Origin of the sequence: Stenotrophomonas sp. GD03958 (assembly GCF_029839005.1) — a bacterium.
Taxonomy (GTDB): Bacteria; Pseudomonadota; Gammaproteobacteria; order Xanthomonadales; family Xanthomonadaceae; genus Stenotrophomonas; species Stenotrophomonas hibiscicola.
This window is the reverse complement of record NZ_JAOBZT010000091.1, coordinates 1-15003: the sequence shown is the minus strand read 5'-3', so window position 1 is coordinate 15003 and position 15003 is coordinate 1. Positions and strand designations below refer to the sequence as shown.

The window sequence follows — 15003 nt, the reverse complement described above, 5'->3', positions numbered from 1 at the left end:
GGGGGCGTGAGCCGCATGGATGCGGCGACCGAGCCTACATGGACGTATTCACGGCGTCCCCCGCAACCGGACCCACCCCGCCAACCCACAGGAAACCCGCTTTTGCTCCGGCCGTTGCCGTTGCAGTTGCCTCTGCGGGTGCAGGGCGCAGCCCTGCCGAACCACCCCCAACTCTTACTGGAGCAGGGAACGCAGCATCCAGGCGTACTTCTCGTGGGTCTGCAGCCGCTGGGTCATCAGATCCTCGGTCGGCGCGTCGTCACCCTTGGCCGCCACCTCCAGCACTTCACGTGCCGTACGGCAGACCGCTTCGTTGGCGACCACCAACTGGCGTACCATTTCACGCCAGTCCGCACTGTCGGTCAGGCCCGGTTCCTCGACGATCGAGGTCAGCGCAGCGAATTCCCGGTAGGAGCCCGGGGCATTGAAGCCCAGCGCGCGGATGCGCTCGGCCACATCGTCCAGTGCCGCCCACTGCTCGGTGTACTGCGTCTCGAACATGGTGTGCAGCGAGTTGAACATCGACCCGGTCACGTTCCAGTGGAAGTTGTGCGTTTTCAGGTAGAGCGTGAACGCATCGGCCTGGAAGTGCGACAGACCGTCGGCGATCTTCTTGCGGTCGCCCTGGGTGATCCCGATATCGATGTTCGGCGCCGACGGTGCCGCCGCCGCAAGCTTCTGCTTGCCGGTCTTGGCCTTGGTCGTGCTCTTGGTCTTCGCCATGGGGTTCCTCCTTGTGGAATCGTTGGCCTTCACAATAAACCGGTCGTGATGACTGGTCGCTTTCAAAGTTTTGAACGAACCGATTGATGAACTCTATCGATAAAAATCCATCGCCCCGCCTGCGCCAACAGCGCGCCGCCATCGACGGCGCCATGAGCCGCGACCGGGGCCGTTTGCTGGGGATGCTCTCGCGTTGCCAGGCCAAGCCACAGGATGCGGCACTGGCCGCCACCTTCGAGCAGGCCTTGCAGGCGTCGGTGCAGCGCCGGCAGGTGCGGGCGCAGCAGCAGCCGTCCATTACTCTGGACCCGCAGCTGCCGATTGCGCGTGAAGCCGACGCCATCATCGGGCTGATCCGCGACCACCAGGTCGTGGTGATCGCTGGTGAAACCGGTTCGGGCAAGACCACCCAGCTGCCGAAACTGTGCCTGGCCGCCGGCCGTGGCCAGGCCGGCATGATCGGCTGCACCCAGCCGCGACGGATTGCCGCACGTGCGGTAGCCAGCCGTGTCGCACAGGAACTGCAGAGTGAACTGGGCCAGCTGGTGGGCTACCAGGTGCGCTTCAACGACAAGGTCAGCGAAGACAGCCGCATCAAGTTCATGACCGACGGCATCCTGCTGGCGGAGATTGCCAGCGACCGCTGGTTGTCGAACTACGACACGATCATCGTCGACGAGGCGCACGAGCGCAGCCTCAACATCGACTTCCTGCTGGGCTACCTGAAGCAGCTGCTGCGCAAGCGCCCCGACCTGAAGCTGATCGTCACTTCGGCCACCATCGACACCGGACGCTTCGCCCAGCATTTCGACAATGCGCCGGTGATCAGCGTTGAGGGCCGCACCTACCCGGTGGAGGTGCGCTACCGCGCGCTGGAAGGCGAGGGTGAAGACCAGGGCGAACGTACCGTCAACGATGCCATCGTGTCGGCTGTCGACGAGATTACCCGCCTGGATGCACGCGGCGACGTGCTGATCTTCCTGCCGGGCGAGCGCGAGATCCGCGATGCGCACCAGTCGCTGGAACGGCGAAAGTACCGCAACACCGAGGTACTGCCACTGTATGCGCGGCTGTCCAACCAGGATCAGGACCGGGTGTTCAATCCCGGGCCGAACCGGCGCATCGTGCTGGCCACCAATGTGGCGGAAACCTCGCTGACGGTGCCGCGCATCCGTTACGTGGTCGATCCGGGCCTTGCCCGCGTCAAGCGCTACAGCCCGCGCAACAAGCTGGACCGCCTGCACATCGAGCCGATCTCGCAGGCCAGCGCCAACCAGCGCAAGGGGCGCTGCGGCCGTATCGCCGAGGGCATCTGTTACCGCCTGTATGCTGAGGCCGATTTCCAGGCGCGGCCGGAGTTCACCGATCCGGAAATCCGCCGCTCCAGCCTGGCCGGGGTGATCCTGCGCATGCTGCAGCTGGGCCTGGGCCGCATCGAGGAGTTCCCGTTCCTGGAGGCGCCGGACGAGCGCGCGGTGGCCGATGGCTGGCAACAGCTGACCGAGCTGGGCGCGATCGATGCCGAGCGGCGCATGACCACCATCGGCAAGCAGATGGCGCGCCTGCCGGTGGACGTGAAGCTGGCGCGCATGCTGGTCGCCGCGCAGGCCGCTGGTTGCCTGCGGCCGATGCTGGTGATCGCCTCGTTCCTGGGCATCCAGGACCCGCGCGAACGCCCGCCCGAGGCGCGCGGTGCGGCCGACAGCGCGCATGCGCAGTTCGCCGATGGCCGCTCCGAGTTCGTCGGCGTGCTGCGCCTGTGGGATGCCTACCGGCAGGCCCATGAAGACCTGACCCAGTCCAAGCTGCGCGACTGGTGCGGCCGTCATTTCCTCGGTTTCCTGCGCATGCGCGAATGGCGAGAGCTGCATCGCCAGCTGCGGCTGCTGTGCGAGGAGCTGGGCTGGAAGGAAGAGGCCAGCGAGGCGTCGATGGCACCGTTGCTGGCCGGCAGCAGTGCGCCGGCCCCGGCGCGTGATGACGCGGCCGCGGTAAAGGCCACCCGCGGCCAGTTGCATCGTGCCGCGCGCCTGGCCCGCGAAGGCAAGGCCGAGGCCGCACCGGCACCGGTGGCCGTGCGCGCGCAGAAGGAACAGGCGCCCGCCGGCGGCGGCTTCAGCGAACGTGTACGCGCTGCTGCCTACCAGACCCTGCACCGGGCGCTGGTGGCGGGCCTGCCGACGCAGATCGGCCACCGCACCGAGAAGGGCGATTTCCAGGCGCCGCGCCAGCGCCGCTTCCTGCCGTTCCCCGGTTCGGCGCTGGCCAAGCGGCCACCGCCGTGGCTGCTGGTGGCCAACCTGCTGGATACGCAGAAGGTATGGGGCATGACCCTGGCCGCGATCGAGCCGGACTGGGTGATCGCCGAACTGCCGCACCTGCTGCTGCGCAAGCACTTCGACCCGCACTGGTCGCGCGCGCAGGGCCAGGTGCTGGCGTCTGAGCAGATCAGCCTGTTCGGCCTGGTGCTGGCACCGAAGAAACCGGTCCACTACGGCCGCATCGCGCCGGGCGAGGCGCATGACATCTTCGTGCGCCAGGCACTGGTGACCGGCGAGATCAATACCCGCGCCAGTTTCGTCGCCGACAACCAGAAGGTGCTGGAGGTCGCGCGCGAGGAAGAAGCCAAGCTGCGCCGCGCTGGCATCGTTGCCGACGAAGACTGGCAGGCACGCTGGTACCTGGACCGGGTGCCGCCGCAGATCCATTCGGCCTCCGGCCTGGATGCCTGGTGGAAGGGTCTTGCGCCGGAACAGCGCAAGACCCTGCACTGGTCGCTGGCCGACCTGTTGCCGGGCGAAGGCAGTGAGCAGGAGCGTTACCCGAAGTACCTCGCGCTGGGCCAGGCACGATTGCCGCTGCATTACCGCTTCGAGCCGGGTGCCGAGGATGACGGCGTAACCCTTGACGTACCGCTGCACCTGCTCAACGCATTGGATCCGGTGCAGCTGGGCTGGCTGGCGCCCGGCTTCGTTGCCGACAAGGCTGCGGCGCTGATTCGCAGCCTGCCCAAGGCGATGCGCCGCAACTACGTGCCGGCGCCGGACTTTGGTCGCGCGTTCTACGAGGCGTTCCCGCAACCCAGTGCCGATGCCATCACCGGCGAACTGGCGCGTTTCCTCTCACGCGCGACAGGCGCCACGGTGACCGCGCTCGATTTCGAGCCCGGCTCGATCGAACCGCACCTGCACATGAACCTGCGCCTGCGCGACGAGCAGGGCAGGGTGCTAGCCACCTCGCGCGACCTGGACGCATTGCGCGCGAAGTTCGGTGGGCGCGCGGGCGACGCCTTCGCTGCACGCGCCGGACGTGAAATGGCGGCTGATGGCCTGCGTACCTTCCCGGCCACGCCGATTCCGCTGCAGGTGCCCGGCGAAGCCGGCGTGCCGGCCTATCCGGCGCTGCTGGACGAGGGCGACAGCGTGGCGCTGCGCATCTTCGCTGATCGGCAGCAGGCGCAGGCGGCTCATCCGCTGGGTGTGCGCCGCCTGCTGGAGATCGCGCTGGCCGAGAAGATGAAGCAGGCACGCAAGCAGTTGCCGGTGGGTGCCAAGACGGGCCTGCTGTATGCGGCGATCGAATCGCAGGAACGCCTTCGTGGCGATCTGGTCGATGCGGCGATGAACGCCGTACTGGCTGAAGGCCTGGAAGACATACGCGATGCGGCGGCCTTCGAGCAGCGCCGCGAGCATGCGGCCAAGGCGCTGTTCGGTGAGGCCATGTCGCGGCTGAAGCTGGCCGAGACCATCCTGGCGCTGGTGGCCGAACTGAAGCCGATGCTGGAAGCGCCGCTGATGGGCTGGGCGCGCGGCAACCTGGACGACATGGAGGCGCAGCTGGCCGGGCTGATCCATCCAGGCTTCCTGCGCGATACACCGGCCGACGCATTGGCGCAGTATCCGCGCTATCTGAAAGCGATGATCCTGCGTACCGAGCGCGCCAAGCGTGATCCGCCGCGCGATCAGGCGCGCATGCTGGAACTGCATCCGTTCCTGGAAGCGCTGGAAGTGGCTGAGCAGCAGGGCCTGCGCGAGCACCCGCAATGGCAGGCGCTGCGCTGGGATCTGGAAGAGCTGCGGGTGTCGCTGTTCGCGCAGGAGCTGGGCGCGCGGACCGGCATCTCGGCGAAGAAGCTGGCGCAGCGGGTAGCCGCACTGCGCCAGGCGTGACTCCTATGATGTGATGACGTAGAGCCGAGCCCATGCTCGGCTGCTTTTTTGATGCCTCGTCATCTTCCCGTGCAGATCGCAGCCGAGCGTGGGCTCGGCTCTACACGATGGGCGTCGTTACTTGGTACGACGCACCTTCGGCTGGGTGTTCACACCGTCGACCTTCAGGTACCAGACGCCCATCACACCGGGCTTGATGCTGACGGCGGGCGACTGCCTGCGCACGCCTGCCAGGGTGGTTGCATCGATCTGCTCCCATTCCTGGCCGTTGTCCAGCACGTAGACGCGGCCCTTGCCGAACCCGCGGAACTCACCCTGCAGCACGCCGACGATCGGCTCACTGCTGCCGAAATCGAGGAAGCCGCGATTCTTCACGATCACTTCCTGGCGGCCTTCCTCGCGCGCCGATTCCCGTACCGCTGCAACTGCCTGGGTCGTGGCCGCCTCGACCTTGCCCTGCAGCCAGCGGTTGAGCGTGGCCAGTTCCTGCGCACTGAGCTTGTCCAGGCCAGCAGCCTTGAATTCGGCCGGTGACATCTGCTGCTGCAGGTCACCCTCTACCACGCGCTGGGCCAGCGCAGGCGCCGACAGGGACAGCAACAGTGCGGCACAAGCCAGCAGCCGTAGGCGGAAACGCGAGACGATCGGGGACATGACGGGACTCTCCTGGGTTTGCCCGCGAGTGTAGCGGCATGTCTTCATGCCGGGGGATGGTGGCCACGGTCATTGTCCCTGAACGGCGCCGGCGCTAGTGTAGAGGCCTCTGTCTTGCCTGCTTGATGCTGTGAACCGCGCTTCCGTCCCCGGCCTGGATGCCTTGTTGAACCGTCCCTCGGCAGCGGTGCTGCCTGCCCCGCTGCGCCAGGCCCTGCGCGAGCACTGGGAAGCGCCGGAATGCGACCACCAGATGCGTGCCACCTGGTCGGTGCTGGGCGACACCCTCGACGCGCTGGCGATGCTCTCGGCCGACGAAGGTGCAGTGGTGGCCGCATTGTTGTTCGACCTGCCGGGCCTGCGTGCCAGCCTGGAGCAGCTGCCGCTGGGCAACCACAAGACCGCGGTGATCGGCCTGCTTGACGGCCAGGATGCGGCCGACCCGGTGTGGGCGCTGCATGCCGGTCGCGAAGCGGGGCGCAACAGCGAGGGCCTGCGCCGGCTGCTGCTGGCCATCATCCGCGACCTGCGCGTGGTGCCGATCCTGCTGGCGCGCCAGCTCGCGAGGATGCGCGCGGCCGACAAGCTGGACGACGAGCAGCGCCGCGCGCTGGCGCAGCTGACACGCGACATCCACGCGCCATTGGCCAACCGCCTGGGCATCTGGCAGCTGAAGTGGGAGCTGGAGGACCTGGCGTTCCGCCACCTGGAGCCGGAGACCTACCGGCGCATTGCGCGGGAAGTCGACGAAACCCGCATCGCCCGCGAGCGCTACGTCGAGAATGTCAAGAAGGTGCTGTCGCGCGAGCTGGTTGCGCAGGGCATCAAGGCCGAGGTCAGTGGCCGCCCGAAGCACATCTACAGCATCTGGCGGAAGATGCAGAAGAAGCGGCTGGCGTTCGACCAGCTGTACGACATCCGTGCGGTGCGGGTAATGGTCGACGATGTCGCCGCCTGCTATGCCGCGCTGGGCGTGGTGCATGCACTGTGGGCACCGGTGCCGAGCGAGTTCGACGACTACATCGCCCGGCCCAAGGCCAACGACTATCGCTCGCTGCATACCGCCGTGGTCGGCCCGGAAGGGCGCACCATTGAAGTGCAGATCCGTACCCACGAGATGCATTCGCAGGCCGAGCTGGGCGTGGCCGCGCACTGGAAGTACAAGGAAGGCGGCAAGGGCGCGGAGAAGTCCTTCGACCGCAAGATCACCTGGATGCGCCAGCTGCTGGAGCAGGCCCAGGACGGCCAGGGCAACGAACTGGCCGGGGCGCTCGATGCCGAACTGACCGAGGACCGGGTCTATGCGCTGAGCCCGAAGGACGAGGTGCTGGACCTGCCGCAGGGCGCCACGCCGCTCGATTTCGCCTACCAGGTGCACACCATGGTTGGCCACCGCTGCCGTGGCGCGAAGGTCAATGGCCGCATCGTACCGCTGACTTACCGTCTGCGCAGTGGCGACCGGGTCGAGATACTGACCGGCAAGGAGGCCGACCCGCGCCGCGACTGGCTGATGCCGGCCAACGGCTTCCTGGCCAGCAACCGTTCGCGCGAGAAGGTGCGCAGCTGGTTCCACAAGCTGGACCGCGCGCGCAACGTGCAGGCCGGGCGCGAACTGCTCGAGCGCGAGCTGAAGCGCCTGGGGCTGCAGCACTCGGACCTGGCCATCGCGGCGAAGAAGTTCCATGCCGACAGCGTTGACGACCTCTACATCCAAGTGGCGCTGGGCGATACCGGGCCGAACCAGGTCAGCCGTGCCCTGCTGGAAGCCGAACGTGCAGCAAGCCAACCGGCGCCCGCGCCGAGCCTGCCGCGGCCGACCGCGCGCCGCGAGAACCTGGGCAAGTCCAAGTTCACCGTACAGGGCGTGGGCAACCTGCTGGTACAACTGGCGCGCTGCTGCCAGCCGGTGGCCGGCGAACCCATCGTCGGCTACCTGACCCGTAGCCGCGGTGTCACCGTGCATCGTGCAGACTGCGCTGCGCTGGCCCGTCTGGCGGCCACCAGCCCGCAGCGCATCCTGCCGGTGGAGTGGGGCCAGGCCGGGGGCGGCTACGAGGTGGACGTCGTGGTCGACGCGGTCGATCGCCGCTGGCTGCTGAAGGACATCACCAACCTGATCGCCCAGGAAGACGCCTACGTGCTGGACATCCACAGTGACAACGTGCGCAACAGTGGCCGTGCCCACCTGCGCCTGCGGCTGAAGGTGAGTGACTACGGCCAGCTGTCGACCCTGCTGGGCAAGCTGGACGCGCTGCCCGGCGTGAGCGAGGCGCGTCGCCTCGGCTGAGCTTCACGCTGCCCCGGCTACCCTGCACGCATGGAACGCGAGCCCCCGCATCGCCCGCATGGCGCTGAACTTCCTGCGCTGGACCGCGTCCGCCGCGAAGGCCGTTGGTGGTGGCTGCAGGCACGCCACGCGCGCCGGGTGTGGCGCTGGGCGCTGGTCGCGGCGCTGGCGGTGTTTGTGCTGCTGGTGCTGCTGCGCAAGCCGCTGGCCGACTGGTTCTGGGATGAGCCTCGGATCGAGCAGCTGCTGGCCGAAGGTGATGGCGCACTGGCGGCCGGGCGGCTGAGTGCCGCCGATGGCAGTGGTGCGCGCGAGCGCTACCAGGCCGTGCTGGCCCTGGATGGAGATCGTCCGCAGGCCCGCGAAGGCCTGGCCCGTACCGGCGCGGCGGCCCTGCAGCAGGCCCGCGAAAAGATGCAGGCCAACGATCTCGACGGCAGCGCGCAGGCGCTGGCACTGGCCCGGGAACTGCAGGTACCACAGGGCGAGGCGGACGCCGTGGCGCGCCAGCTGAGGGCCCGGCGCAGCGCAGGTGCCGGCATCGGTGCACTGCTGGCGCAGGCACGCAACGCCTTCGCTGCGGGCCGGCTGGATGAAGGTGACAGCAGCGCGCTGCCCCTGTTCCAGCGCATCCTGTCGCTGCAGCCGGACAATCTGCCGGCGCTGGAAGGTCGCGAAGATGCACTGAGCGATCTGCTGCAGCAGGCGCGCGCGCTGGCGGGACGCGGCGAGCTGGCCGAGGCCGCCGCACTACTGCAGCGTGCGCGCCAGTTCGATGCCGGCCATGCTGATCTGCCCGCCAGCCAGGAAGCATTGGCGCAGGCCGTCGAGCGGCGCCTGCGCCAGGCCCAGCGCGCCCTGCAGCGCGGGCAGCTGGAGTCCGCAGCAAAGGGATTTCTCGCCGTTCTGGCAGTGGCGGCCGATGATGCCAGCGCCCAGCGCGGCCGTGAACAGACGTTGCAGGCGGTGCTGGCACGCAGCCAGACGCAGGCCGACGACTTCCGGTTCGAGGCGGCGCGGGCCGATGCCGCGCTGGCGGAGGAGCTGGGCGCTTCGCCGGCCGCGCAACAGCAGCTCGCGCAACGCCTGCAGCGCGCACAACAGGCGCAGAAGGCGCTGCAGCAGCCGGCGGCCAGCAACACGCAGCGCGAGCGCCAACTGCGCGACCACCTGCGCAGCATCGAGCGCGCCGAACGTTCCGGGCAATGGATCAGTCCCCCCGGCCACAGTGCATTCGACGCATTGCGCGAAGCGCAGTCACTGGCGCCGCGCGATGCTCGGGTGAAGGCTGCTGCGGCGCGGCTGCTGCCCGCCAGTCGCGGCTGCTTCGACGACAACCTCCGGCAGAACCGCGTACAGGCGGCAGGGGCCTGCCTGCAGGCGTGGCAGACCCTGTCGCCGACTGCGGCCGGGCTCCCCTCGGCACGCCTGCGCCTGGCCCAGCGCTGGCTGGCCATCGGCAGCGAGCGACTCGGCAGCGGCGACCTGGCTTTCGCAGCGCATGCCGCCGAACAAGCCCGCTTGCTGCAACCGGACCTGGCCGAGCTGCCGGCGTTCGAAGAGCGCCTGCGCCGTGCCGGCGGTCTCCCTGATTAGGTGAAGAACACCCGCTGCACGGTTGCGCGCGCAGCGTCGAGGGAGAAGTGCTCTGCGATGTTGGCCAGGCCGGCTTCGGATAGCTGCCGCCACAGCTGCGGATCCTGGTACAGGCGGACCACCGCATCGGCGAAGCCGGCCGCATCATCGGCCACCAGCACGTCCTCGCCCGGGCGCAGGTGCATCCCTTCCACCGCGCAGGTGGTACCTACCACCGGCTGGCCATGGGCCATGCTCAGGTTGATCTTGCCTTTCACGCCGGCACCGAAACGTAGTGGCGCGATGGAAATGCGTGCGCCATCCATGTAGGGAGTGATGTCCTCGACGAAGCCGTGCATCTGCACGCCGGGCTGGCGCGCGGCCAGGGCCAGCAGGGATTCCGGCGCGGCAGCGCCGATGCAGTGCAGGCGCACATCGGGCAGGCGGGCGCGGATGCCGGCGAAGACTTCGCCGATGAACCATTCCATCGCGTCCAGGTTCGGCGGGTGGCGGAAGCCGCCGACGAACACCAGGTCATGACGCTGCTCGAACGGTTTGCCGGCACCGGCGATGTCATGGAGGTTGGAGATCAGCTCCACCTGCACCGTTGGCGCGTCGGCCTGCAGCTGCTCGCGCTCGGCGGAACTGACCAGCACGGTGACGTCGCACTGCTCCATCACCGCCAGTTCGCTGGCGCGGGTACGCTCGGCAGCGCGCAGCAGTCCAGCATCGCCGGCCACGTCGGCACCACGACGTTCGCGCAGGTAGTGCAGGTCCACCGTGTCGAACACGGTGCGCGCTTGCGGCGCATAGCGCTTCAGCAGCGGCAGGCACTCGTGGGCAACATGGTGGCGGACCAGCAGCGCTACGTGGAAGCGTCCACCATGCGTGCGCAGCCAGCTGGCGACGCCATCGAGGAACGGTGCATACCAGACTTCCACACCCATCCGCTGCAGCGCGTCGGTGGCGGCGCCGCCGTGTTCTCGGCGGGTGGGAACGAACACCACATGGGCCCCGCCCTGCAGCAGGAGGCGGATCAGGTTCACCTGGCGCAGCGACGCGGAATCGCGATCCGGCTGCGGCACAGCCTCGTCCAGGATCAGCACCTGGCGCCGGCCACGCAGCAGCAGCGCCGGTGACGGCACTTCGCCCACCGCCGGGCGGCGGGCCAGCTCGGTGGCCCAGCGGTCGGCGAAGATGGCCTGGTTGCGCACCTGGTAGGCCTTCACGCCGCTGCCGGTGTCGGTGCCGTTGCTGGTGCCTTCGTCATGGACCACCCGGCTGGCCGGCTGAACCAGGACGCGCAGGCCCTGCGCACGCACGCGGAAGGCCAGGTCGGTGTCCTCGTAGTAGGCCGGCTTGTAGCGGGTATCGAAGCCGCCCAGCTGTCGCCAGAGGTCGCGCGGCAGCATCAGCGCTGCGCCGGAGCAGTAGTCGACGTCGCGCAGGCTGGCAAAACGCGGGTCGTCCGCTGCCTCGAAACGGCCGTAACTCCAGCCACTGCCATCAGCGAAAATCACCCCACCCGATTCCTGCAGCCGGCCGTCCGGGTAGAGCAGCTGGCTACCGACCAGGCCGGCGCCGGGCGTGCTGGAGAACGTGTCCAGCAGCGCGTCGAGCCAGCCCGGCTGCGGCACCGTATCGTTGTTGAGCAGCGCCACGTAGCGACCGCGTGCGCGCGATACGCCATCGTTGCAGGCCTCGATGAAGCCGCCGTTGTACTCGCGCACTTCATAGCGCAGTCCGGCAACCTGCGGCATCCACTGCACGGTGGCGTCGGTGCTGCCGTCATCCACTACCAGGATCTCGCACGTGGCCTGCGGTGGATGCGCCGCCAAGGCGCGCAGGCAGGCCAGGGTGTGATCGACGTGGTTGTAGACGGGGATGACAATGCTCGCTTCCGGTGTTTCGCTGAACGGCACCGTGAAGGGAGCGAACTCCTGTGCCGGCGGCAGGAACAGCGGCGTGCGTGGCGCGGGCACGGCGCGCTGGGCATGCACGCGGATGCGCTGCCAGGTCGCCCGCCAGCCACGGGTACGCAGGCTGGCCAGGCTCCGGCGGGCCAGGCCCGACAGGCGGTTGATCAGGTATCGGATCTCGGCCAGGGACATCGCCATCCGGTTGCAACTCCAGCTTAAGCAGGGGAACCCGGGAGAATTCGCCAGCCGCAGCGGCTGGGGTAGACTCGCCAGACTCTACATTCTCGCATTCCCGTGCCCCGACGCTACGATTCCGACGACATCGACGATTTCGACGACGACGACCAGCAGGACAACGGCCCGCTGTGGCGGCGCCGGCTGATCACCTGGAGCATGGCTGCGGTCGCGTTGGGATTGGGTTTCCTCATTCCCTATACGCTGTACCTGAACCAGCAGGTGACCCAACGTTTCGGCGAACTGCGCTGGCAGATCCCGACGCGGGTGTATGCGCGGCCGCTGGTGCTCACTCCCGGCAAGGCGATGGATGCGTCCACGCTGAAGACCGAGCTGGCCGCCTCCGCCTACCGCGATGATGGCCAGGGCAAGGAGCCGGCCACCTATGCGGTGAATGGCGGGCGCTTTGTCATCTCCAGCCGCGGCTACAACGACGTCGATGGCCGGGTTGCCCCGCGTCGGCTCGAGTTGTCGCTGGCCGATGGTGCGGTCGCCTCGCTGCGCGATGCCGACAGCCGCAAGGCTCTGAAGGCGGCGCGGCTGGATCCGGCGCGTATCGCCACCCTGTACGGCCAGAAGCAGGAAGAACGCCGCCTGATCCGCATGGACGAGGCGCCGGACCTGCTGGTGACCGGCCTGCAGGCAGTGGAGGACAAGGACTTCAACCGCCACCACGGCATCGACCTGTCCGGTATCGCGCGCGCGGTGTGGGTGACCATCCGCTCCGGTGGCCAGAGCCGTCAGGGCGCTTCCACGCTGACCCAGCAGCTGGCCCGCAGCGGCCTGCTCGGCATCGGCAAGGAACAGACGCTCACCCGCAAATTCAACGAAGTGCTCTACGCCCTGATCATGGAAGCGCGCTATGACAAGCGCACCATCTTCGAGGCCTATCTCAACCAGGTGTACCTGGGCCAGCGCGGCAGCCAGGCGATCCATGGCATGTCGTCCGGTGCCGAGTTCTGGTTCGGCCGTGACCTGCAGTCGCTGGAGACCGAGCAGATCGCGCTGCTGATCGGCCTGGTCAAGGGCCCGTCCTTCTACGACCCGCGGCGTAATCCGGAACGTGCGTTGGACCGTCGCAACTTCGTGCTGGGCAAACTGCACGAAGCCACGCTGATCGACGACGCCGAGTACCAGCGCGCACTGAAGGCCCCGCTGGGCGTGCCGAAGACGCCGGGACTGGTGGCGGCCAACCGCTTCCCCGCCTATGTTGACCTGGTCCGTCGCCAGCTCGGCCATGACTACCCGGAATCTGCCCTGCAGGGCGCTGGCCTGAGCGTCATGACCGGCATGTCGCCCTCCGCGCAGGCCTATGCCGAAGGCGCGGTGACCCGCACCATCAAGTCGCTGGAAAGCAAGCGCCGGCCCGAACTGCAGGCCGGCATGGTGCTGACCGACGTGCACAACGGCGACGTGCTGGCGGTGATCGGCAGCCGTGAAGTGTCCGAGGTCGGCTTCAACCGCGCTATCGAGGCGCAGCGTCCGGTCGGTTCGCTGCTCAAGCCGTTCGTCTACCTGCTGGCCCTGGCGCAGCCGGACCGCTACTCGCTGGCCAGCTGGGTCGACGATTCACCGGTGACGGTGCAGCTCGGCCGCGGCCGCAACTGGAGCCCGGGCAACGCGGACAACCGCAGCCACGGCACGGTGCGCCTGATCGACGCGCTGGCACACTCCTACAACCAGGCCACGGTGCGCGTGGGCATGCAGGTCGGTCCCGAGCGCGTGACCCAGCTGATCCATGTGCTGGCGGGCATCAAGGCCGAGGCCAATCCGGCGGTGATCCTTGGCTCGACCGACCAGAGCCCGTACGCGATGGCACAGCTGTACCAGTTCCTCGCCTCGGGCGGTGAGATCCAGCCGCTGCACGCGGTGCGTGGCGTGCTCGATCCGCAGGGCAAGCTGCTCAAGCGCTACGACAAGACCCCGGCGCCGGCACAGGAAGGCGATTCAATTGCCGCCAACCTGATCAGCGTCGGCCTGCAGCAGGTGGTCTCCAGTGGTACCGCGCAGCGGCTCAATGCCGATGGCCTCGGCCGCCTGCAGCCGGCCGGCAAGACCGGCACCACCAACGATGGCCGTGACAGCTGGTATGCCGGCTACACCGGCGATCATCTGGCGGTGATCTGGATCGGCAACGACCAGAACCAGCAGGCCGGCCTGTATGGCGCTACCGGCGCGATGCGGGTCTGGTCGGGCATCTTCCAGCGCCTGCCGAGTGCGCCATTGCGGGTCAGCAACAAGGGCCTGGACTGGCAGTCGGTCGCGGCCACGGGTCTGAACACAACCGATGAAGGCTGCCCGGGCGCACGCCGCTTCCCGTTCGTGGTGGGCTATGCACCGGCGTATGCGCCGTGCGCGCCGGCAATGCCGCCGGGCGAGCCGGGCGAAGCTGAAGGGGAGGGCGGTGGCTGGCGTAGCTGGTTCGGCCTGGACCGCAAGCCAGAAGCGCCCGCCGAACCTGCCGCAGCGCCCGCCGCCGCTACTCCTCCCCCGAGCCGATGAAGCCGATGAACATGCGATCCCTGCTGCAGCCCCTGGCCTTGACCGGCCTCAGCCTGGCCCTGGCCGCCTGTGTGACCAGCGCGCCGCCGGTGGTCAAGCCAGTCGATACCACTACGCCGGCACAGCGCCTGGCGGCAGTCGATGCGGCCGCAGGTCCTGACGACAAGGAGCTGTCGGTGCAGCCGCTGCGTGATTCGCAGGTGGAAGACCTGCGGGTGATCGCGCAGGCGCAGCGGCAGGCGAACGACCTGGCCGGTGCCGCCAGCAGCTTGGACCATGCGCTGGAAATCGTGGCCAGCGACCCGGCGGTGCTGCAGGAGCGTGCCGAACTGTCGCTGCTGCAGGGGCAGTGGGAACAGGCGGAGACGTTCGCGCGCAAGGCGGTGGATCTGGGCTCGAAGACGGGGCCGCTGTGCCGCCGGCACTGGGCGACGATCGAACAGTCACGCCTGGCGCGGGGCGAGAAGGAGAATGCGGTGTCGGCGCATGCGCAGATTGAAGGCTGCACCGTGCCGGGCATCAAGCGGTACTGAGGTATTCCACTCCACTGGGCGCTGCCCCCTCTGCGGCGCGCGCACTGATGGATGCGGGTGATGGGCCGGTTGGGTGGGGCGTGCAGGACACGCCGTAAACCCATCCATGGGGGCTCGATGGCGCCATCCATGGCGCCAACGGTCCTGCACGCCCCACCCAACCGGCCCGCCATACATCGCGCGTGCCGCAGGCAAGAACAAGATCAAAAACAAAAGCGGGTCGCGCGCTGCGCGCGCTCGCAGTAATCCATCTTCTTTTCCCGTTCCTTCCACCGCTTCTGAGCTACCAGTAGAGCAGGCTCGACGCTACGAAGCGCGTCCCTCCGTCACCGGGAAACTGTCGAAGGCAGGGGACTGTGGGTTTGCGGGGTGTCCGCGGCATGGATGCCGCGGCCAAGCCCCCAGGG

The 15003-nt window shown here is 68.3% G+C and carries 8 protein-coding genes; 5 read left to right on the top strand and 3 right to left on the bottom strand.

Features of this window, described 5'->3' with window-relative positions; genetic code table 11:
- Positions 1 to 174: 174 nt before the first annotated feature.
- Positions 175 to 723: a DNA starvation/stationary phase protection protein gene (locus N5C25_RS18665; protein ID WP_279937604.1), complete on the bottom strand. Its 549-nt coding sequence runs from the start codon at positions 721 to 723 to the stop codon at positions 175 to 177.
- 86 nt (positions 724 to 809) lie between these two features.
- On the opposite strand from N5C25_RS18665, the gene hrpA reads away from it, so the two are divergent.
- Positions 810 to 4892 carry an ATP-dependent RNA helicase HrpA gene (gene hrpA, locus N5C25_RS18660; protein ID WP_279937603.1) on the top strand — a complete coding sequence of 1361 codons (4083 nt, stop codon included), beginning with the start codon at positions 810 to 812 and terminating at the stop codon, positions 4890 to 4892.
- Positions 4893 to 5009: 117 nt separating this feature from the next.
- On the opposite strand, the gene N5C25_RS18655 is transcribed toward hrpA, so the two are convergent.
- Complete coding sequence (locus tag N5C25_RS18655) at positions 5010 to 5546, bottom strand: hypothetical protein (protein WP_279937602.1); 537 nt, start codon at positions 5544 to 5546, stop codon at positions 5010 to 5012.
- A gap of 130 nt (positions 5547 to 5676) precedes the next feature.
- Here N5C25_RS18655 and N5C25_RS18650 point away from each other — a divergent pair, with 130 nt between their 5' ends.
- Positions 5677 to 7833, top strand: coding sequence for a bifunctional (p)ppGpp synthetase/guanosine-3',5'-bis(diphosphate) 3'-pyrophosphohydrolase (locus N5C25_RS18650; RefSeq protein ID WP_058982213.1), 2157 nt, complete (start codon positions 5677 to 5679; stop codon positions 7831 to 7833).
- 30 nt (positions 7834 to 7863) lie between these two features.
- Complete coding sequence (locus N5C25_RS18645; RefSeq protein ID WP_134731868.1) at positions 7864 to 9429, top strand: hypothetical protein; 1566 nt, start codon at positions 7864 to 7866, stop codon at positions 9427 to 9429.
- Here N5C25_RS18645 and N5C25_RS18640 read toward each other — a convergent pair.
- A complete protein-coding gene (locus N5C25_RS18640) occupies positions 9426 to 11525 on the bottom strand; it encodes a glycosyltransferase (RefSeq protein ID WP_279937599.1) in 2100 nt (699 codons plus the stop codon). The genes N5C25_RS18645 and N5C25_RS18640 overlap by 4 nt on opposite strands.
- Positions 11526 to 11621: 96 nt before the next feature.
- Here N5C25_RS18640 and mrcB point away from each other — a divergent pair, with 96 nt between their 5' ends.
- Positions 11622 to 14063: a penicillin-binding protein 1B gene (gene mrcB / locus N5C25_RS18635; RefSeq protein ID WP_262212110.1), complete on the top strand. Its 2442-nt coding sequence runs from the start codon at positions 11622 to 11624 to the stop codon at positions 14061 to 14063.
- On the top strand, positions 14060 to 14596 hold the full coding sequence (locus tag N5C25_RS18630) for a hypothetical protein (protein WP_262212109.1): 537 nt from the start codon (positions 14060 to 14062) through the stop codon (positions 14594 to 14596). Before mrcB ends, N5C25_RS18630 begins: the two co-directional genes overlap by 4 nt.
- Positions 14597 to 15003: the final 407 nt, after the last annotated feature.